We start from the raw sequence: 21,271 nt of genomic DNA on the forward strand, positions 1-21,271 counted from the left end.
AGTGAGGGGTATCGCCGCGATCACCGCGCTGCGCGGCTTCGAATCGGGCTGATGCAACGTCTTCCGACATGGGCGCGAGCCGCGTCCGCGGATCGGACGAGCTTGCATGTGGATTTCCCGTTGCGCGCGTGTCCCGTGGAAGCCGCAAGCGCGCCGCTACAGCCCCTCTGCCGCCAGCCTGGCCTTCAACGCCGCCACCGTCGGCGCATCCCATCCATCCGAGGCCGTCGTCGCGAGCCACGCATCGACGTAGTCCTCGGCTGCGAACACATGCCCGTAGCCAGTCGGCGTCGATGTCGCGACCGCCATGTCCATGCCCAGTTGCAGAAACGTCACCACAGGGAACCAGCGCAGCGAATCGGACACATCGTCTGCGCGGGGCCCGGACAGCCACACCGGCCGGCGCAACGCCGAGCCGGGTTCGAAGAACGTGATCGGGTCGCTGGGATATTGCAGATAGACGATGCGCGGGCCGCTCCAGGCGGCATTGCCGGCCGGCGCGCCGTCCTGGGTCATGAAGCGCACGACCGAGCCGTCGCCGTAACGTGGCCGCCATGCGGGCGTGCCGGGGTCGCGCGCTTGCGTTGCATGCCGCCAGGTGCGGCTGGGGAACGGTGGGCCGGCCCACAGCGCGCCGTCGAAGGGCTCGCCCAGGATGTCGAACAGATCGACCGACAGATCCGAGTTGAGCGCGCCCAGGCTCAGCCCGTGCAGATACAGGCGCGGGCGCCGGTCGCGCGGCAGCGTGCGCCAATGGCCGTGCACGGCGGCAAACAAGGCGCGCGCCGAATCCGCGCCGTAGGTCGGGTCGACCATCAGCGCCAGCCAGCTGGCGAGATACGAGTACTGCATGGAGACCGTGGCCACATCGCCGCGCTGCAGGTACTCCATCGCCATCTGGCTCGCGGGGTCGAGCCAGCCGGTGCCGGTGGGCGTGTTGATCACCAGCATCGAGCGCTCGAACGCGCCGACGCGGATCATTTCCGCCAGCGCGAGATCGGCGCGCGCGCGGATGTCGGCGGCCGAGTTGAGGCCGACATACACACGCAGCGGCTCCTGCGCGGGCAGGCCGGTCAGCGCTTCGATCTCGGCCTGCGTGGGGCCCGCGGCCACCGCGGCACGCCCCATGCGGCCGAGCCCGGACCAGCCGATCAGCGATGCCTCGCTGCCGGTCTTCAACGGGTCCAGTGGCGGCTCGAGCGTCGTGTCGACTACCGCATCGAGCTGCCGGTACGACGAATCCAGCGCCCGCAGGCCGGCCTCGAACACCACGCCGTTGCCGATCGACCAGAACACCACGCCGGCAACTGCGACGCTGACGATCAGCGACACGCGCCGCGGCAGGTGGTGGCCGAGGCGCCGCGACAGGAAATGTACGACGCCCCGAAACAACCGACCGAGCACCAGCAGCACCAGTGCGACGCCGCTCGCCACGAGACCGACGAACACCGGACGCGCACTCGCCACCGCGTCCATGCCCATGCGCGCGCGGATGTCGTTCTGCCAGCCGGACGCCTGCGCCAGGAACACGATCACCATCGCCGCGCAGACGACGACGGCGAGCGCGGTCGCCACGCGCCCGATCGCCAGATCACGCAGTCGCGGCAATCCCAGGAAAATCCACAGCCAGCGTCCGAGCACGCCGATGCCATAGCCGGCGGCGAATGCGATGCCCGACAGCACGCCCTGCAGCAGCGCATCGCGTGGGATCAGGCTGGGCGTGAGCGATGCGGCGAAGCAGATAGTGCCGAGCCACAGGCCCATGCTGCACAGCGGATCGAGCATGCGTGCGGCGGCGTGGCGGAGTGAGGCGCGTGTGGGCATGGCGCGATGATATCGCGGGTGCGCCTTCTGCTTTGACGACGAGCAAGTCATCAAGAAATTGCGTTTCGGAACACCCGAAACTCGATCTGCTGTCTGTCAGCACGCCTCCAGACGCCGTCATCCCAGCGGCTCTCAACAGACGCATGTCTGGTCATGCTGGAGAGCTTCACAACGGCGCGCAGCGCTGGTCATCCATTTTGATTTTGCTGTCGTGCAGAAACCAAAATGGGCCCCAGCGTCCGCTGGGGCGACGATCCTAGGGTTCGTTGGGTCGACGCTAGATTGCGTTGATTGCGGCGCCGCAGATGCGGATTGCATCGATCGTCCGCATCACCGCGTTTCAGGCGCAAAATCACTGGGCCCCGGCCTGCGCCGGGGCGACGGCATTACGCAATCAAGGGTTCGGAAACCGAAACGCTTACTCGATCGTCTCGTCCAGCATCAGCTGACGCGCGAAGCGCACCGGCGGGGCGCCCTGGGCGAGCATGGCGTCGTGATACTGCTTGAGGTTGAACGCCTCGCCGGCCTTGGCTTCGGCCGCCTTGCGTGCGTCGAAGTGTTCCTGCGCGCCGACGAAGTAGGTGGCGAGCTGTGTGGACGACAGCTGCGCGCGGATCCACTTGCCTTCGGCTTCGCTGGTCTGCTGGAAGGTTTGGCGGACCATCAGATCCATCGCCTGTTCCTTGGTCCAGTTGTCGACGTGCACGCCCTGGTCGAGGATCGCGTTGGCGACGGCGCGCGCATAGAACTTCAGCTGCATCAGGCGGAACAGCGGATCGTTGTCGGCATAGCCGGCGTCGGCCATCATCCGCTCGGTGTAGACCGCCCAGCCTTCTGCGAACGGGCCTGAGCGGAACACCGCGCGCAGCGTCGAGGGGTGATTCACCGAATGCGCGCCTTCGAGGTAATGACCGGGCATCGCCTCGTGGATCGTCAGCACGTGGATCATGTGCTTGTTGTATTCGCGCAGGAACGAATCGACCTGGCCGTCGTCCCAGTCGTCGGGGATCGGCGAGATCGCGTAGTAGGTGTCCAGGCCCTTGTCGAGCGGGCCGGGCGAGTCGCAATAGGCAACCGCGACGCCGCGCTGGAATTCCGGCATCAGGATGATCTTGACCGGGTCGTCGGGCACCGTGACCAGGTCGTGCTGGCGGGTGAACTCTGTCGCCACATCCAGCGTGTGCTTGGCGAAATCGACGACTTCATCGCGGCCCGGCTTGTCGGCGTAGGCGACTTCCATCGCCGCTTCGATCGCCGCCTGGCGCTGGTCCTCGCTCGGCTGCGCAGGGGTTTCCGGTGCACCTTCGCGATCCTTCAGCACGGCCTGGGCGACGACATACATTTCGTCGCGGATGCGCACGAGTTCGGCTTCCGCGCGCTGGCGGATGTCCTGGCGGCTGAGCGAGGAATTGAGCGCGAACTTGAGCTTCTGGTCGTAGATGTCGGCGCCGACGCGGAACTCGCCCTTGGCGTTCGGCACGAGGGTGCCGTCGAGCCAGGCCTGGTGTTCGTCGACCGCGGCGCGCAGGGTTTCCACCGCGGCGTCGAGACGCGTGCGGTCCTCGCCCTGCAACTGGTCGGCGTTGGGCGTGATGAAGGTTTCGATCAGCGACAGCACGCCCTTGTTCTGCGCGGCGACGGTGCGCGCATGTGTTGCAGGCACGCGCGCCGGGTCGAGGTTCTCGCGCGCCTGGGCGAGGATTGTCGGGATCTTCTCCATGCGCGCGGTCGCCGACTTCAGGCGCTCGGGCATCGGCGCGAACTCGCGCGCCATCAGGGTGTAGATCGCGCCGCCGGCCAGGCCGCTGTACATCTGCGGATCCCAGGCCCAGCTCTGCAGTGTTTCGGTGTCCCAGATGCCGTATTCGAGCGTGTTCTTCAGGATCAGCGCATCGACATGGTTGTCGCGCGAGAGCTGGGCGAAATCGATCGCGTCGAGCTCGGTCAGGTAACGGCGGTTGAAGTCGAGCCCCGCCTGGCGGCCGGCTTCGGACACGTCATCGACTTCGCTGTCGAAACGGTGGTCCCCGATCTGCGTGGCCGAGATCGGCGACATTCGCATCGACTCGTCGAGGAAGCGCTTCGACAGTTCGGCGAATGCGGCGTCGGCTTGCGACGGCGCAGTGGCGGTCGCGCCGTCCTGCGTGGTGGCGGGCGTGGTCGGCGCCTCGCGGTTGCAGCCGGCGAGAGCGGCGGTGAGCACGGCGACAGCGAGCAGGGAACGGCGCATTCGAACGATTCCGGCAGTAGGACAGCGGGGCAGCATAGAGGCGCGCCTGCGCGCATGCATGTGCCGATCGTGTCGATACGCCGGCCGATGGCGCACCTGGGCCGGGATGCGCGAGATCCGAACGCACGCGATGCGGGTCGGCTACTGCGCCGGGCACCCCAGCAGCGACAGGTCGATGCCGTCGGCCATGCGCCGGTAGCCTGCGTCGTTGGGATGGAGATGATCGCGCGTGATCTCGTCGGGCAAGTATTCCGGGTTGTCCGGGTCACGCAGGATGTGGTCGAAGTCGATCAGTGCATCGAAACCGCTGCGGCCGCTGCGCATCCAGGTGTTGAGCGTGGTGCGCGTCGCGGCCGAGATCGGCTCGTAGCGATCCGAGCCGCCGAACGGTGTGATCGTTGCGGCGATCGCGCCGATGCCGCTGGCATGCAGGCGTTCGGCGATCTGGCGATAGCCCAGCATCATGTCCTCGGCGTTGCGGCCGGCCAACGGTGGGGTGCCGCCGTCGTGGCGGATGTCGTTGATGCCTTCGAACAGGATCACGCGGTCCACGTTCGGCAGCGCGATCACGTCGCGGTCCAGGCGCGCCAGTGCGCTGTGGCTGCGGCCGTGATCCATGACCTTGTTGCCGCTGATGCCCGCGTTGACCAGCACCACCTGGTCGGGGCAGGCCTGTTGCAGGCGGGTGGCCAGCAGTGCCGGCCAGTCGCCGTTGCTGCCGCGTGTGGCGGTGGCGCCTTCGGTGATCGAGTCGCCGAGCGCGACCACCACGACCGGCGTGTCGCTGCGTTCTGCGAGCACCACCGAGACCACGTTCTGGCGGTATGCCAGCGGCGCATCGTCGCCGACCTGGGGTTGCTGGCCGTCGGCGATGCGTAGCGCGGTGCGGCGCACGGCGGGCTTTGTGGCATCCGGGAAATACACGGTGAGCGAGACATCCGCCAGCGCGGGTACCGTTATCGCCACCGGGTCGCTGAGCAGGGCGGCGCCGACCGGCACCACCACGTCGCTGCGACCGTCGAAGGTCACCGGCTTTGCCGGTGTGGCGGCGCCGGTGAGATGGGCGGACGCACCGCCGATTCTTAGCGGCGCCTCGCCCAGTTCATTGCTGATGCGGAAACGCAGCGCCGTGGCCGAACTGGCCAGACGCATGTCCTGGCGGACCGTCTGGTGTGCGAACTGTACCGGCGCCTCCGCTGTGCCTTCCCGGCGGTCCGGTGCCGGCGATGCGGTCCATGCAGGCACCCAGACCTGGGCGTGGACCGGCAGCGCTGCGGCGCTGGTGGCAAGTGCGATCGATAACGCAGTGATCCAACGCCGCATGGCAGCCCTCCCGGGGCGGTCAGGAGAAGTAGGTGCCGCCGTTGACATCGAGGTTGGCGCCGGTGATGAAGCCGGCCGCGTCCGACGCCAGATAGACGGCGGCATCAGCGGCCTCTTCCGGACGCCCTTGGCGCCGCAGTGGCGTGTTGCCGGCGACGGCGGTGCGCACTTCGGGCTTGGTGAATTCGTCATGGAAGCGGGTGGCGATCATGCCGCAGCACAGCGCGTTGACGCGGATGCCGCGCGGGCCCAGCTCCTTGGCCATTGCGCGGGAAAACGTCATTACCGCGGCCTTGGCCGTGGCGTAGATCGCCGCGCCCGGGCCACCGCCATCGCGGCCGGCCTGCGAGGCGAAGTTCACAATCGCGCCGCCTTCGGGCATGTGCGGCACCACCGCATGGGTGGTCAGGTAGACGGAGCTCATGTTGAGGTCCATCACCTGGTGGAAGAACGCTTCGTCGATCTCGGCCAGCGGACGCCGCTGGACCATGCCACCGGCGACGTTGACCAGCACGTCGATGCGCTCGCCGAACGCGGACTGGGTGGCGGCCACCATGCCGGCAACGGCCTGCGCATCGGTGACGTCGGCGCGATGGACGATGGCGGTGCCGCCTGCGGCCTGGACCCGCTTGAGCGTGTCCTGGGCGCTGGCCTCGTCGTTGGCGTAGTTGATGCAGACCTTCGCACCGGCTGCCGCCAGCTTGAGCGAGATGTCACGGCCGATGTCACGGCCGCCGCCGGTGACGATCGCCACCTTGTCCTTGAATTGGGTCATTGAAAGCTCCAGTGAAGCGTGGGGGGAAATCAGCGGGACTCGACGGGACCGTCGAGTTTTTCGACGCGGCCGGTGATCAGCCACAGTGCGAGCAGGGAGGCCGGCACCAAGGCCGCCACCAGGATGAAGATCGGGGCATAGGACTCGCGGGTCATCGCCGGCACCAGCCAGGTGGTGATCAGCGTGCCGGCAACCGCGGCCATGCCGCCCAGGCCCGCGACCGAGCCGACCGATTTGCCGTGGAAAATGTCGCCCGGAAGGGTCTGGATGTTGCCGATGGCGATCTGGAAGCCGAACAGCACGCAAGCGATTGTCAGCACCGCCCAGACCGGATCGGTCGCCACCACCGCGCCGATCAGGGCGGGAACCATGATCGCGCCGCCCAGGGTGATCACCCATTTACGTGCGCGGTCCACGCTCCAGCCCGCGCCGATCAGGCGCCCGGACAACCAGCCGCCGCCGAGGCTGCCGATCATCGCGCCGACATAGGGCACCCAGGCGAAAATCCCGATCTGTTTGATGTCGAAACCGAAGGTGTCGGCCAGGTAGATCGGCAGCCAGGACACGAACAGCCACCAGATCGGATCGAGAAAGAAGCGCGAGGCGAGGATGCCCCAGGTCTGCCGGTGCCCGAGCAGCTGGCGCACGGTCGGCAGGTACTCCGCCCGGGGAGTGGCCGGTGCTTCGGCCGGCGCATCGAGGATTAACGCGCGCTCGGCCGCGCTCACCCACGGATGCTTGTCGGGGCCTGCGCGGTAGATGATCAGCCACGGCAGCAGCCAGACGAAGCCGATCGCACCGATCAGGATGAAGGTGCCGCGCCAGCCCAGCCACAGGAACAGCACCGCGATCAGCGGTGCGGAAACGATGGCGCCGATCGAGGCGCCGGCGTTGAACACGCCCTGTGCGAGCGCGCGCTCACGCGCGGGAAACCACTCGGCGTTGGCCTTGACCGCGCCCGGCCACGCACCGGCCTCGCTGATGCCGAGCATGGCACGCACGATGCCGAAGGACAGGATGGAGTGGGTGACCGAATGCAGGGCGATGGAGATCGACCACACCACGATCGACAGTGCGAAGCCCAGCCGTGTGCCGATGATGTCGAACACACGTCCGAACACGAACTGGCCGGCGGCGTAGAACAGCATGAAGATCGTAACCAGCAGCGCATAGTCTTCCTTGGTCGCGCCGACATCCTGCGAGATCTGCGGCCACATCACCGCCAGTGCGTTGCGGTCGATGTAGTTGATCACCGTCGCCACCGCGATCATGGCGATGATCAGCCAGCGCACGTAGGAGCGGGCGTTGGTGGTCACCTTCATTTCACGTCCTCGCCGGTGGACGTGTCGAAGCGTTTCCAGCCACCCTGCCAATGCCATCGCTGGCCATCACCACTGACTTCGTGCGCGGCGTCCGCTGCGGGGTCGTCGGCCACGCCCAGCGCGACGGTCTTGCCGCCGTCGAGATGCAGCACCAGCACGTCGGCGTCGGCGCCGCGGTAATGGGCAATGCGGTCGATGCGGCTGTTGGCGCCGCGCACGGTCTCGGCCGTGCCGTCGTAGCGGCCGTGCGGTTCGAGCACACCGTAGAACGTCGTGCTGGCCTGGCCATCCACGCGTTGCAGCAGCATCGGCTCGCGGCGCAGGTTGAATGCAGGATCGTTCGCGCCGCTCTCGCCGATCATCGCGCGCGAGGGCGCGGTGCTGGCGAAACGGTAGGTGTAGAAGCGTCCATCCAGCAGCCAGGTCAGGCTGCGCGCATCGGCGCTCGGTTCGCTGCTGGCATCGATCCACACGTGCTGGTAGCCATTGGCCTTGCCCAGGACCGGGCGCGTGGTCACCGCCGACCGAGCCTCGAAGCCCACGTCCATGATGTGACCGTTGAAATGCAGGGGCAGGTCGTAGCGCGCTGGCTCGTCGCCCTCCACGCGCAGCAGGTCCAGCACCACTGGCTCGCCAAGCGCCGGGTGGGACAGCAGCACCTGGGTGCGGGTGAAGCGCACACCTGCGTAGGCATCGTCCATGCGTGCCGAGGCGATCTGCGTGTCGTCGGTGATGTCGAACAACAGCGGTGTCGGCGCCAGCGCCTGACCCTTCTTCCAGTCGCCGCCGAAGTGACTCTGTTCGTTCACCACCAGCGTGTTGTGCGCAATCGTCTGTCGTGCCCAACTGCTGTTCTCGGGCAGATAGATGCCACCTGCCTTGGCCTCGATATTGAGGAAGCGCGCTGCGCCGTAGTCGGTGACCACGCGTTGGCCGTTGTCGTAGAACAGCCAGTTGAGCTTGTCGAAATGGCCGTGACCCATGCCCTGCTTGGTGTTCTTCATCACCAGCGTCTGGCCGTTCTCACCGCCCATGCGCAGGATCGCCAGACCGCCCTCGGTGCCGTCGGGCCCGTCGCGCAGCAGCTGTGGCCGGTAGTCGAAGGGCCTGGCTTCGCCTTCGGCCAGCGCCCGGGCGACCCGCAGCCCTTCAGGCGACAGCAGGACGCGCCCCTGTTGTTCAGCGATCGAGAGCAGGCGCGCATCACCGGTCTGTGCGTAGGCGATGCCGATGCCGGCGACCAGTTCCTCGGTGTCCAGTCCCTTGTCGAGGATGGCGTCATTGATCGGGAAGAAGTAACCGCCGTAGCTGCTCTGCACGAGCGCATCGACGGCCTTGAGCAGAACGCCGTCGCGGTGCCGGAAGATGCCGCGCTGTGGATCGTTACGCTCAATCGCGTTGGCGAACAGGATGAAGGGCGCCAGTGCGTAGCGCTGGTAATAGGGGCCCTCCTCGTAATAGCCGTCCGGCGAGAACAACTGGTCCACCTGCTTGAGGAAGCCGGCCTCGCCATCGCGCTGGGTGCCCATCAGGGCCCTATCGACGTAGCTCCGGTCGCGCAGCACATAACCGGTCATGCCGGTCGCGGCGACCGCCCAGGTTGCGTGGTTGTGGATCTTGTCGAAATTCTCCGGTGCGCCCGCCAGGAACTCGGCCATGCGCCGGAACACCTGGGTGTCGATCCTCTCGCGGCTGGCCGGGTCGATCGCTTCGCGCACCGCGTCGTAACCCTGCACCGCGGTCACCAGCCAGACCGAGTCGTTCAGGGTCTGCCAGAACAGGCGCCCGGGGATCTGCCCGCGTCCCTGCGGGTGCGGGCCGAGGGTGGGATAGAGGTCGGCGTAGCGCAGCAGCATGTCCCTGACGAAGTCGGCATAGGCCTGGTCGCCACTGAGCCGGTACAGCGCACCGGCAGCCTGGATCGCCTGGTAGTTGCGCTTGTGCTGTTCGTGCGTGTAACCGCCGCCCTTGTCCCGGGGCGCCGGCACGTCGATGCCGGCCTCCATCATCGCGCGCACGCGCCGCTCGGCGCGCTGCGCCTCGCCCGCTAACAGCGGGTAGCGCCGCACCTGCTGGCGCATCTGCTCCCATTGCGGCGCGGTGACCAGCACAGGCGCCAGTAAATCCTGGCGCGCCACGGCGCTGGACGACGGAGTGGCCGCCGATGCGATGCAGACCGGGGCAAGGAGCAGGCCGAGGGCGAGGATCAGGGGCGATGCGTTGTTCATTGGATGGCCTCGACCGGGATATCGGCCAGGATGCGTCCGCCAGCGGCGAACTGGTTGCGGGATGCCAGCAGGGACGGATCACCGACCCGATGGCTGAAGCGCACGTCGCCGCTGCGCCGGAAACGGTTGCCGTCCAGCACCGCCCGCTGCACGCCGCGCAGCCGCAGTGCGGCGTCGCCGCGGCCGGCGTCCTCGAACACGCTGTCGCGCACGATCAGCTCCGGGCCGAAGGTGCTCTCGTCGGTGCCGCCCCGGTACAGGTCGACGACCGGGCCAGCCACGCGCCGGAACCGGGAACCACCGATCTCCACGTGTTCGGCGTTGTAGGTCCCCAGGTCGTCGGTCTCGGCGGCCGCCGACAGGACCGCGCCACTGACGTCGGCCACTTCGACCCGGTGCAGCGCGATCAGGTCGGCCATGCTGCCCTTGCCGGCGTTGATCAGGTCGAAGCCGGCGTTGACGCTCAGGCCATGGATGCGGCTGTCCTCGATCCGCAACTCGTAGTTGGCCGCCTGCGAGCCCGGAGCGATGCGCACCACCGCATTGCCGGCCTGGTCCGGCGCCAGCGCACCGTCGATGTCGAGACGGGCCAGGCGCAGCGAGCCGCCGCGCTGGAGGTCGAACAGCACCGGCCGCGAGAACGCGATCCGCGCGGTGCCGCGGGTCGGACCGACCACGCTCACCGGATGCGCCACTTCCAGCGTGCGCGTGACCACGTAGCGACCCGCACCGAGCTGCAGGCGGTCGCCGGGCCCGGAAGCAGCCAGCGCGGTGCCCAGGCTGTCCTCGCCCGGCGCGACCTCGAGCGTACGTCCACCGTCCAGTGCGACGCGCTCAGCGTTCTTCGGGTACCAGTCCACGCCGACCGCTCGCCGCGCGATGAACTGCAGGTCGCGCGGCGCACCGACGCCCTCCAGCTCCAGCGGATGCTGCAGCCCGTTGGCAGCCCGCTGCAGCGTCACCTCGCGCCCCTGCACGCCACCGGGGAATCCCCCGGACGCGCGCGGGCTCTGCACGTTGTCGCGGAACGCGATGCCGGACAGGTCGCCGAGCGTGCGCAGCAGCTCGCGCTTACCAGTGCCGATGAACAGGTTCGACGCGATCGTGCTGCCGACCGGTGCGGCATTGCGCTCCTCGTCGGTCCCGGCACCGAGGAACACACTGCGCACGTCGATGAAGCTGTTGCGCTCGATCACCGCATTCTCGACCTGCCCGTAGCGGTTTAGCGGCGCGTTCCTGGTGCCGGCCATCACGGTCAGCGCGGCGGCGAAGCCATCGCCGGCCAGGCCCTGGAAGTAGTTGTCCCGCACCACCTGGTCGCGGTTGATCACGCGCACCCCGCCGGTGTGCGGCTTGCCGTTGCCGATGAACACGTTGCGCTCGACCAGGTTGCCGTTGCCGTGGCGGAGCACAAGCGAACCGCGCGATTCGAAGAACACGTTGCCGCGGTAGATGTTGCCGCCGGACTTGCTGGAGACGATCTCGACCTCGCCGTCGCAGTGCTCGAACCAGTTGTTCTCCACCAGGGTGCGCGAATCGGACAGCGAATCGCGGCTGGTGCCGATGCGGATGGTCTCGCCGCCGTTCGAGCCCAGGTTCGGTCGCGGACCGAACCAGTTGTGGTCGATCCGGTGATGGCTCTCTAGCCCGCTGGTCTCGTTCCGGACCACGACCAGGGTGCTGCCCAGATTGGTCTTGCCCGATAGCTGGCTGTGGTCGAAGCGGTTATTGCGGCCGTACAGCGCGACCCAGTGGTCGGACTGGCTGCGGTCGGGCTTGCTGTAGCCGTCGATGACGATGCCGGTGACCCGGCTGTCCTCGGCCCAGTCGGTGGAAGAACGCCGGAACGCGACGACCTCGCCCCCGGGTGCATGACCATCGCGGAAGATCAGATTGGACACTTCCAGATGCCGGCCAGCTAGGCGCAGGCGTGACTGGCCGGTCAGGACCACCTTGCCGGGAGTCTGAGAGGTCAGGCGAATTGGCTTGCCAATTTGTCCGCGCCCGCGCAGGAGCAGATCGAAGTCCCGCCACTCGCCGTCCTTTAACACGATCGTGTCCCCGGGCTTGGCCGCCTTCGCCGCCTGGGCATACTCCTCGGGCGTCGCGACCAGCAGGTCGGCCGCTTGAAGGTGGGTCGAAAGCGCCGCCAGCGCGACCAGCAACAGGCGGTGACGCAGGAATGGCCGCGCGCTGCGGCCGAGGTGGTTCGTCACGGTCTTACCCTCCCAGATCAGTTCCGTGCGGTGCGAGTGCGGCCGATGGTAGCAGAGGGATACCGATCGTCAACCAATTCACGGCATGAATTTAGTCCAATTATCAGATCAATTGTCCAGACCGAATTATGCTGCGACCGCGTATATCTAGTCGTATCTAGTCAGGCAATATGGACAATAGAAAGGTTAGTACCAATTTATTGACATTGGTCGAAATGCATCGCACGCTCCGGGCCGACATCCGTGCAAACGGACCATCATCCTGGGAGGGAGATCGTCATGCAGCACCGCACCATGCGCACCGGACTGGCCGGCATGCGCCGCAGCATCCTCTGTACCGCCCTGCTCTCCACACTGGGCGCTGCCGTCCCGGCCAGCGCGCAGCAGTCCGACCCGACCACCCTCGACGAGGTGCGGGTGCAGGGCATTCGAGAGTCGATCCAGACCTCGATCAACAAGAAGCGCGACGACACGGTCATCTCCGACGTGCTGTCGGCCGACGACATCGGCGACCTGCCGGCCGCCTCGCTGGCCGACGCGATCGAAACACTGACCGGCGCCTCGTCCACCCGCGACAAGACCGGCGCGTCGGAGATCTCAATCCGCGGCCTCGGCGCCTACCTAAGCAACACCACCTTCAACGGCCGCGAAATCACCAACGGCAGCGGCGACCGCTCGGTGAACTTCAACATGTTCCCTTCGGAACTGATCAACACCGTGGCCATCTACAAGACCCAGCGCGCCGACCTGATCGAAGGCGGGGTGGCCGGTTCGATGGCGCTGGAGGCGGTGCGCCCGCTCGACTACGGCAAGCGCTCGATCCAGGTCGAGGGCAAGGGCAGCTGGGCGGAGTTCGACAGCCGCTACGCGCGTAAGGACGGGATCGGCTGGCGCGGCACCGGCAGCTACGTGGACCAATTCACGTTCGCCAACGGCGGCAGGCTCGGCGTGTCGATCGGCGTGCAGGCGCTGGACGGCACCGATCCGGAGGAGAGCATGACCACCGGGTCGACCTGGTATCCCTGCCCGGTGACGGGCAATGGAACGGCCAACTGCGTCCCGCTGACTCCGCAGCAGATCGCCGCTGGGGCCGACTACGTGCTGGTGCCAAGCAGCCGGATCTACCGCCTCAAGCAAGAGCGCAACGACCGCCAGAGCGAGTTCGCCTCGCTGCAGTGGCGTCCGAACGACCAGCTTGAGATCAACCTCGACTACCAGCACACAGACCGCAACTGGGATGAGAACCGCTCCGACTTCAGCCTGGCGAACGGCAACCGCAACATCCGCAACGTGATCGTCGACGGCAACGGCATCGCACGTCACCTGACCGGCAGCAGTGCCATCGACAGCAGTTCGACCGTGTACAGTCGCAACGAGAACTACGCCGGCGGCGGCCTGAACGTGATCTTCCGCCCCGACGAGGCCTGGGAACTGTCGGGCGATCTGTCCTACTCGCGCACCGAGCGCACCGACACCCAGCGCGTGGTCAGGTTCCGCGCCAACCGCACCGACATCGACGGCAACATCGTGCCCGGCATCAGCAGCGGCACCACCGGCTACGTGAACTACGATTGGGACTGGCACGGCGACGTGCCCAGCATCACCCTGGATCCGTTGTTCGACCGCTACGACCACGACGCCTACGCCGGCGCCGCACGCGTCACCTCGCGGGTGACCGCCCACGAGCACCGCATCCGCGCCGGCCGCTTCGATGTCGGTTACCTGCCGGCCGACGGCTTCCTGACCCGGGTCAAGGCCGGCGCACGCGTCAGCGAGGCCGACTACACCTACCAGGACCAGACCCGGCAGACCGACTACGCGCAGAACAACGCGGCCAGCCGGGCCCTGATCATCGCCGCCAACCGCGCGTGCCGCACCGGCTTCCCGCAGACCGACTTCCTGGATTCGGCCAGCGGCAACACCATCTCCAGCTGGGCCTATTTCGACCCGGCCTGCGCGTACGAGGTGTTCCGGGGCACCAGCGCGCTCGGCCTGGACCCGGATTACCAGGATCCTGCCAACGTCGACGTCACCGAGAAAACCCGCTCCGTCTACCTGATGGGCGAGTTCCGCAGCGAGCTGTTCGGCATTCCGCTCAGCGGCAACGCCGGCGTGCGCTGGGTCAGGACCGAGGCGGAGTCGACCGGCGTGCGTTCGGAACTGGAACTGACCGCCAACGGGGACGGCACCGTGTACCTGCGCTCGACCGGCGCCTACTCGACCTTCACCGAGGACTCCGGCAACGATCGCCTGCTGCCCAGCGTCAACGCGGCCTTCGAACTGCGCAACGACCTGCTGCTGCGCGTCGGCGCGTTCCGCGCGATGTCGCGCCCTGACATCGCCGCCCTGGGGGCCGGTCTGGACCTGGGCATCAGCGAGGCCGGCGGCGACTACACCAGCCTGGCCGAGGCGTTGGCCAATGTCGACGCCAAGGGCAACCCGCAGGCGACGCCGATGATGTCGTGGAACGGCGACTTGTCGCTGGAGTGGTACGTCAACGCCGACACCCTGCTGGCCGGTGCGGTGTACTGGAAGCAGTTCAACGGCGGCACCGAGATCGTCCAGTCGAACGAGGACTTCGTGATCGACGGCGAACCGGTCGTGGTGCCGGTGGCGCGCGAAATCACCACCGACGCCAGGAGCCGGCTGACCGGTTTCGAGCTGACCGCCGCGCACCGTTTCTCCTACCTGCCCGCGCCGTTCGACGGGCTCGGCCTGAAGTTCAGCTACAACTACGCCGACACCGACTACCAGACCCAGGACTTCAGCCTGGGCGAACGCACCACCGACGACGGCACGGTGCTGCCGGCGATCGTGGCGCCGGCCGGCCTGAGCGGTTCGTCGCGGCATGTGGCGTCCGGTTCGGTCTACTGGGACATCGGCCGCTTCAACATGCAGGTCATCGGCAAGTACCGCTCGCAGTACTACCAAGACTTCACCGGCAACGCCTCGCAGCACAACCGCTACTACGACGACAATTTCAGCGTCGATTTCCGCGCGCGCTACAAGGTCAACCGCCACCTGTCGCTGTCGCTGGAACTGATGAATCTGACCGACGAGCCGCGCGTGGCCTACCAGCCTGCGTTCGGCAACTTCCGCGAGTATGTCAGCTACGGGCGACGCGCGTTTTTGGGTGTACGATACCGGTTCTGAACGCAGCGGCGCGGCCCTCCGGCCGCGCCGTTTGTTCGAGTCGGATCAGGCCCGCGTCACATGCCGGGCTGATGCGCAAGACACCAGACAGGGTTCAGCTCGAATGTCCGAGAACCGCCTCTACCAGACCATCGCCGGCGAGATCCGCAAGCTGATCGACCGTGGCGAGTTTCCGCCCGGTTCGCGCCTACCGGGCGAACGCGACCTGGCCGAACGTTTCGGCGTCAGCCGGGTCACGGTCCGCGAAGCGGAGATCGCGCTGGAGGCGCGGGGGCTGATCAGCATCCGGATCGGTTCCGGCGTCTACGTCAAGGCGCGCTCGGCGCAGGCGCCCGGCGGGCTGCCGGATGTGACCGCGTTCGACCTGACCGCCGCGCGTGCGGTGATCGAGGCCGAGGCGGCGGCGATGGCGGCCAGCCGCGTCACCGATGCCGACCTGTGCGAACTGGAAACCCTTGTCCTGGCGTTGTCGGATCCGGCTGCCAGCACCGAGGCGGTCAGCGAGGCCGACCGCCGCTTCCATCTGGCCATCGCCCGCATCGCCGGCAATCCGGTGGTCGAGCACTGCGTGCAGCTGATCTGGCGCATCCGCGGCGAAGTGCCGCGCGTGCGCGAGGTGCATGCCAGGGTCTGCCACGACGACGGCGACACCCGCCGCGAGGAACACATGGCGATCTTCGATGCGCTGCGTCGCCGCGACCCGGCCGGCGCGCGCACGGCCATGCGCAATCACTTCCAGCGGCTGTTCGAATCGATGCTCGAGGCGACGGAGAGCGAAGCACTGGCTGAAATCCGTCGACGCACCCAGCAGGATCGCGAACGGTTCATGGCCACCACTGGGCTCTGAGCCTGTCGCGGCATCGCCGCTGATTTGCCACCGGATTGTTCTCTCCTTCGCAAAGCCGGCAGCCGATGGGCGATTGATTGCGCGCCGCCCTTGATCTGTTCAATGCGTTTTGACCCGGCGCGGCCCCTGCGATTTGACGTGCACGTGGAACGCACCGAAGAATCGGGCGGTGTGCGGCCATCGCCGCGGGGAGAGTGCAATGCGGCGTCGTGACTTCATGGCCTACGGTGGAATCGGGCTCGGCAGCCTGTTGTTGCCCGGCGGTATCGGCCGCGCGATCGCGGCGGAAGAGTTGACCAGTACGCTCGATCCGGCGCTCAAGAAGCGGCTCGCCGATGTCGCCCTGCAAGCGTCGCGCGATGGCGGTGGCAGCTATTGCGATGTGCGCATAGGCCGTTATCTGCGCCAGTACGTGATGACCCGCGAGACGCGGGTGGAAAACGTGGTCAACGAGGAATCGACCGGCGTCGGCATCCGCGTGATCGCCAACGGTGCCTGGGGCTTCGCGGCCACGCGTGCGCTCGATCCCGACGGGATTGCCGAGGCCACACGGCAGGCGCTGGCGATCGCGAAAGCCAATGCACGCATCCAGACCGAGCCAGTGCAACTGGCCCCGGTGCGCGGCGTCGGCGACGTGTCATGGGCCACACCGGTGCGCCGCAACGGCATGGCGGTGCCGCTGGAGGAGAAGGTCTCGCTGCTGATGGAGGTCAATGCGGCGGCGACTGCGGAAGGCGCGGACTTCGTGAGTTCGCGGCTGTTCCTGGTCAACGAGCAGAAGTACTTCGCCAGCACCGACGGCTCCTACATCGACCAGGACGTGCACCGGATCTGGGCGCCGTTCACCGTCACCGCCGTCGACAAGGCCAGCGGCAAGTTCCGCACCCGCGATGGCCTGTCGGCGCCGATGGGTCTGTGCTATGAATACCTGTCGCCCGATCCCGCGCAGCGCTTCGAACTGCCGGGCGGCGTGACCGCCTACGGGCAGGCCTACGACATGCGCGCAGATGCCGCGGCCGCGGCGCGGCAAGCACGCGAGAAGCTCTCGGCGCCTTCGGTGCGGCCGGGCCGCTACGACCTCGTGCTCGATCCGTCGAACCTGTTTTTGACCATTCACGAGAACGTTGGCCATCCGCTGGAACTCGACCGCGTGCTCGGCTACGAGGCCAACTACGCCGGCACCAGCTTCGCCACGCTCGACAAGCGCGACGAGGGCTATCGCTGGGGCAGCGACATCGTCAACTTCTTTGCCGACAAGACCCAGCCGGGCAGCCTCGGCGCGGTTGGTTACGACGACGAGGGCGTGCAGTGCAAGCGCTGGGATCTGGTCAAGGACGGCATCCTGGTCGACTACCAGACCACGCGCGACCAGGCGCACATCCTCGGCAAGACCGAGTCGGATGGTTGCAGCTACGCGGATGCGTGGTCGAGCGTGCAGTTCCAGCGCATGCCCAACGTCTCGCTGGCGCCGGGTAAGGCGCCGCTGACCGTGCGCGAGATGATCGGCAACGTGGAGCGCGGCCTGTACATCCACGGCCGCGGCTCGTACTCGATCGACCAGCAGCGCTACAACGCGCAGTTCGGCGGGCAGCTGTATTACGAAATCAAGAACGGCGAGATCGCCGGCATGGTCGAGGACGCCGCTTACCAGATCCGCACGCCGGAGTTCTGGAACGCGTGCTCGGCGATCTGCGATGAACGCGACTTCCGTCTCGGCGGCTCGTTCTTCGACGGCAAGGGCCAGCCGAGCCAGGTCTCGGCGGTGTCGCATGGCTCGGCCACCACGCGCTTCGACGGCATCAACATCATCAATACGGCGCGGAATATTTGAGGCGTGCAACGCGCTTCGTAGGATGGGTAGAGCGGAGCGAAACCCATGCTGCTAGCAGAAGTCCGCATTGATGCGGTCGTCTGCCCTCACCCCAACCCCTCTCCCCGAGGGAGAGGGGCTCAGTCCGTGCGTGGGTTAGGCTTTTCGTTACTTCCACGACGCGCTGAGCGCATCGCATGAGCCGGCACCTCTCCCTCCGGGAGAGGTCGATGCGCGCCGCGCGTCGGGTGAGGGCCGGCAGTGAGGCAGTGCAACGCCTCTGCGCGGACCTAAAGCGTCCATTTCCAACGCATCGGCCGCGCACACCCACCCGGCGACCCGCGTCACACGCGCCTGTGCCGAAAGTCACTGGACGCTGCGCACGCATCGCGTCAAGAATCGGGGTGGCCCCGCAGGACGCGAAGCCGCCTTCAACCCCGTCCGTGGCGAGTGCCGCTGCGGACCCGTTTACCGGAGAGCTCCCTTGCATAGACGCGACTTCCTCGCCCTCGCTGGTGTCGGCGCGGGCGGCCTGATGCTGCCTGCCGTCTTCGGCCGGGTCATCGCCGCCGAGCAGCTGGTGTCCACGCTCGACATCGGTTTCAAGAAGCGGCTCGCCGATGCCGGCCTCAATGCCGCGACGTCCGCAGGCGCCACGTACTGCGATGTCCGCGTCGGCCGCTACCTGCGCCAGTTCGTGATGACGCGCGAGGACAAGGTGCAGAACGTCGTCAGCACCGAGTCGATCGGCGTCGGCGTGCGCGTGATCGCGGGCGGGGCCTGGGGCTTCGCGGCGACCAACACACTGACCGAGCAGGGCGTGGCCGAGGCTGCGCGCCAGGCGACGGCGATCGCGACGGCGAACGCGAAGGTACAGACCGCGCCCGTGCAGCTGGCGCCGGTCAAGGGCGTCGGCGAAGCCTCGTGGCGCACGCCGATCACCAAGAACGGCATGGAAGTGCCGGTGGCCGAGAAGGTGGAACTGCTGCTCGGCGTCAACGCCGCGGCGATGGGCGCGGGCGCGAGCTTCGTGAACTCCACGCTGTTTCTGGTCAACGAGCAGAAGTACTTCGCCAGCACCGACGGGTCCTACATCGACCAGGACGTGCACCGCATCTGGGCGCCGATGACGGTCACCGCGATCGACAAGGCCAGCGGCAAGTTCCGCACCCGCAGCGGGCTGTCCTCGCCGATGGGCATGGGCTACGAATATCTGGACGGCGCGGCGTCGGGCAAGATCGTCTCGCCCAATGGCGTGACCAACTACAGCAAGTCCTACGACATGCGCGAGGACGCGATCGCCGCGGCCCGCCAGGCGCAGGAGAAGCTCAAGGCGCCGTCGGTCAAGCCCGGTCGCTACGACCTGGTGCTCGACCCCTCGCACACCTGGCTCACGATCCACGAGGCGATCGGCCATCCGCTCGAACTCGACCGCGTGCTCGGTTACGAGGCCAACTACGCCGGCACCAGCTTCGCCACGCTCGACAAACGCGAGCAGCGCTTCCAGTACGGCAGCGACATCGTCACCGTGTTCGCCGACAAGACCCAGGAAGGCAGCCTCGGCGCCGTGGGCTATGACGACGAAGGCGTGGCGACCAAGCGCTGGAACATGATCACCGACGGCAAGCTGGTCGATTACCAGGCGATCCGCGACCAGGCCCACATCCTCGGCAAGACCGAATCCGACGGTTGCTGCTATGCCGATTCGTGGTCGAGCGTGCAGTTCCAGCGCATGCCCAACGTCTCGCTGGCGCCGGGCAAGGCCCGCTTGAGCGTCGCGGACATGATCAAGGATGTCGAGAACGGCATCTACATCATCGGCGACGGCTCGTTCTCGATCGACCAGCAGCGCTACAACGCCCAATTCGGCGGTCAGCTGTTCTACGAGATCAAGGACGGTGCGATCACCGGCATGGTCGAGGATGTGGCCTACCAGATCCGCACGCCGGAATTCTGGAACGCCTGCACCGCGATCTGCGACGAGAGCGACTACCGCCTCGGCGGTTCGTTCTTCGACGGCAAGGGCCAGCCGAGCCAGGTCTCGGCGGTCTCGCACGGTTCGTCCACCGCCCGCTTCGACGGCATCAACGTGATCAACACCGCGCGTTCGCTCGGCTAAGGAGACTCCAACATGACCATCTTCACCGAAGCCCAGGCGCGCGAGATCCTCGAAAAGACCGTCGCCCTGTCCACCGCCGACGAATGCACGGCCACGCTGGCCGGCTCCGTCGACGGCAACATCCGCTTCGCGCTCAACAACGTGTCGACCAGCGGCATCGTAAGCAATGCCGAACTCGCGGTGCAGGTCGCGTTCGGCAAACGCGTCGGCACCGCCAGCATCAATGCCTTCGACGAGGCCGCGCTGCGCAGCGTGGTCAAGCGCGCCGAGGACCTCGCGCGTCTTGCGCCGGAGAACCCCGAATTTCTGCCGGCGATCGGCAAGCAGGAGTACCGACCCAGCCCGACCTTCAGCGAATCGACGGCGGCGATCACGCCGGAATTCCGCGCCCAGGTCGCGGCCGGTTCGATCACCCCGTGCCGCGCCGAGAACCTCATCGCGGCGGGCTTCCTCGACGACGGCAAGAACTTCGTCGCCTTCGCCAACAGCAACGGCAACTTCGGTTACCAGCAGGCGACGAACTTCAACTACACCTGCACCGTGCGCACCGAAGACGGCCGCGGCTCGGGCTGGGTGGGGCGCAACCTCAAGGATGCCAGCGCGTTCAATGCCGAGCGCGACGTGCGCGTGGCGATGCGCAAGGCCAGCGATTCGGCCGAGGCCAAGGCGCTGGAGCCGGGCAAGTACACGGTGATCCTGGAGCCGGCGGCTGCCGCGGGCCTGATCAGTTTCATGATGCGGTTCTTCGACGCGCGCACTGCCGACGAAGGTCGCAGCTTCCTGTCCAAGCGCGGCGGCGGCAACAAGCTCGGCGAGCAGGTCTACGACCCGCGCGTGAACATCGTCGCCGACCCGTGGCACCCGGAAGCGGCGGTGATGCCGTGGGACGGCGAGGGTCTGCCGCGCGAGAAGATGCCGATCATCGAGAACGGCAAGATCGCCAACCTCGACTACTCGCGCTTCTGGGCGCAGCAGCAGGGCAAGCGCGCGGTCGGTCGCCCGGGCAACCTGCTGATGTCGGGCGGCGAGGGCACGACCGCCGATCTGATCCGCGGCACCGATCGCGGCATCCTGGTCACGCGCACCTGGTACATCCGCATGGTCGATCCGCAGACCGTGCTGCTGACCGGCTTGACCCGCGACGGCACGTTCTACATCGAGAACGGCGAGATCAAGCACCCGGTCAAGAATTTCCGCTTCAACGAGTCGCCGGTGATCATGCTCAACAACATCGACGAGCTGGGCCGTCCGGTGCGCGTGGGCGGCGACGAGTCGTCGATGGTGATGATGTTGCCGCCGATGCGGCTCAGGGATTTCACGTTCACGTCGTTGTCGGATGCGGTCTGAGGCATTCGGTTCGCGGTTATCCACGCGTCGCGGTGAGCCTCTGCTCGCCGTGACGGCTTCACGATCGTCTGCAGACC

At 67.1% G+C, this 21,271-nt stretch carries 12 protein-coding genes; 5 read left to right on the forward strand and 7 right to left on the reverse strand.

What is annotated here, in order from left to right:
• Window positions 1-156 precede the first annotated feature (156 nt).
• From J2X52_RS10345 to J2X52_RS10375, 7 genes are all read right to left on the reverse strand, one after another.
• A complete protein-coding gene (locus J2X52_RS10345; protein ID WP_310152581.1) occupies window positions 157-1,824 on the reverse strand; it encodes an alpha/beta-hydrolase family protein in 1,668 nt (555 codons plus the stop codon).
• A gap of 418 nt (window positions 1,825-2,242) precedes the next feature.
• Window positions 2,243-4,054: a DUF885 domain-containing protein gene (locus J2X52_RS10350; RefSeq protein WP_310152584.1), complete on the reverse strand. Its 1,812-nt coding sequence runs from the start codon at window positions 4,052-4,054 to the stop codon at window positions 2,243-2,245.
• Window positions 4,055-4,195: 141 nt separating this feature from the next.
• Entirely contained in the window at window positions 4,196-5,377 is a 1,182-nt protein-coding gene (locus J2X52_RS10355) for a GDSL-type esterase/lipase family protein (protein ID WP_310152587.1), read from the reverse strand.
• Between the two features lie 19 nt (window positions 5,378-5,396).
• Window positions 5,397-6,152: a glucose 1-dehydrogenase gene (locus tag J2X52_RS10360; RefSeq protein WP_310152589.1), complete on the reverse strand. Its 756-nt coding sequence runs from the start codon at window positions 6,150-6,152 to the stop codon at window positions 5,397-5,399.
• Between the two features lie 29 nt (window positions 6,153-6,181).
• Complete coding sequence (locus J2X52_RS10365; protein WP_310152591.1) at window positions 6,182-7,474, reverse strand: MFS transporter; 1,293 nt, start codon at window positions 7,472-7,474, stop codon at window positions 6,182-6,184.
• On the reverse strand, window positions 7,471-9,702 hold the full coding sequence (locus J2X52_RS10370; RefSeq protein WP_310152595.1) for an oligoalginate lyase: 2,232 nt from the start codon (window positions 9,700-9,702) through the stop codon (window positions 7,471-7,473). Before J2X52_RS10370 ends, J2X52_RS10365 begins: the two co-directional genes overlap by 4 nt.
• Window positions 9,699-11,918 carry a polysaccharide lyase 6 family protein gene (locus tag J2X52_RS10375; RefSeq protein WP_310152598.1) on the reverse strand — a complete coding sequence of 740 codons (2,220 nt, stop codon included), beginning with the start codon at window positions 11,916-11,918 and terminating at the stop codon, window positions 9,699-9,701. The genes J2X52_RS10370 and J2X52_RS10375 overlap by 4 nt, the downstream gene beginning before the upstream one ends.
• A gap of 279 nt (window positions 11,919-12,197) precedes the next feature.
• On the opposite strand from J2X52_RS10375, the gene J2X52_RS10380 reads away from it, so the two are divergent.
• From J2X52_RS10380 to J2X52_RS10400, 5 genes are all read left to right on the forward strand, one after another.
• Window positions 12,198-15,071 (forward strand): TonB-dependent receptor, encoded by a 2,874-nt coding sequence (locus J2X52_RS10380; protein ID WP_310152600.1) that lies wholly within the window; start codon window positions 12,198-12,200, stop codon window positions 15,069-15,071.
• 103 nt (window positions 15,072-15,174) lie between these two features.
• Window positions 15,175-15,918, forward strand: a complete 744-nt coding sequence (locus tag J2X52_RS10385) for a FadR/GntR family transcriptional regulator (protein ID WP_310152602.1) — start codon at window positions 15,175-15,177, stop codon at window positions 15,916-15,918.
• Window positions 15,919-16,117: 199 nt separating this feature from the next.
• The gene (locus tag J2X52_RS10390; RefSeq protein ID WP_310152606.1) at window positions 16,118-17,749 is read left to right on the forward strand and encodes a TldD/PmbA family protein; all 1,632 of its coding nucleotides are present in this window, start codon (window positions 16,118-16,120) and stop codon (window positions 17,747-17,749) included.
• A 463-nt stretch (window positions 17,750-18,212) separates the two neighbouring features.
• Window positions 18,213-19,847, forward strand: a complete 1,635-nt coding sequence (locus J2X52_RS10395; RefSeq protein ID WP_310152609.1) for a TldD/PmbA family protein — start codon at window positions 18,213-18,215, stop codon at window positions 19,845-19,847.
• 12 nt (window positions 19,848-19,859) lie between these two features.
• Window positions 19,860-21,194: a TldD/PmbA family protein gene (locus J2X52_RS10400; protein WP_310152611.1), complete on the forward strand. Its 1,335-nt coding sequence runs from the start codon at window positions 19,860-19,862 to the stop codon at window positions 21,192-21,194.
• The last annotated feature ends 77 nt before the right edge of the window (window positions 21,195-21,271 follow it).

It is taken from the genome of Luteimonas sp. 3794 (genome assembly GCF_031456825.1).
Lineage (GTDB): Bacteria > Pseudomonadota > Gammaproteobacteria > Xanthomonadales > Xanthomonadaceae > Luteimonas.

Excerpts from the sequence above, each read along its gene's own strand:
- J2X52_RS10345 (WP_310152581.1), bottom strand. The coding sequence starts at position 1,824 with ATGCCCACACGCGCCTCACTCCGCCACGCCGCCGCACGCATGCTCGAT.
- J2X52_RS10350 (WP_310152584.1), bottom strand. The coding sequence starts at position 4,054 with ATGCGCCGTTCCCTGCTCGCTGTCGCCGTGCTCACCGCCGCTCTCGCC.
- J2X52_RS10355 (WP_310152587.1), bottom strand. The coding sequence starts at position 5,377 with ATGCGGCGTTGGATCACTGCGTTATCGATCGCACTTGCCACCAGCGCC.
- J2X52_RS10360 (WP_310152589.1), bottom strand. The coding sequence starts at position 6,152 with ATGACCCAATTCAAGGACAAGGTGGCGATCGTCACCGGCGGCGGCCGT.
- J2X52_RS10365 (WP_310152591.1), bottom strand. The coding sequence starts at position 7,474 with ATGAAGGTGACCACCAACGCCCGCTCCTACGTGCGCTGGCTGATCATC.
- J2X52_RS10370 (WP_310152595.1), bottom strand. The coding sequence starts at position 9,702 with ATGAACAACGCATCGCCCCTGATCCTCGCCCTCGGCCTGCTCCTTGCC.
- J2X52_RS10380 (WP_310152600.1), top strand. The coding sequence starts at position 12,198 with ATGCAGCACCGCACCATGCGCACCGGACTGGCCGGCATGCGCCGCAGC.
- J2X52_RS10385 (WP_310152602.1), top strand. The coding sequence starts at position 15,175 with ATGTCCGAGAACCGCCTCTACCAGACCATCGCCGGCGAGATCCGCAAG.
- J2X52_RS10390 (WP_310152606.1), top strand. The coding sequence starts at position 16,118 with ATGCGGCGTCGTGACTTCATGGCCTACGGTGGAATCGGGCTCGGCAGC.
- J2X52_RS10400 (WP_310152611.1), top strand. The coding sequence starts at position 19,860 with ATGACCATCTTCACCGAAGCCCAGGCGCGCGAGATCCTCGAAAAGACC.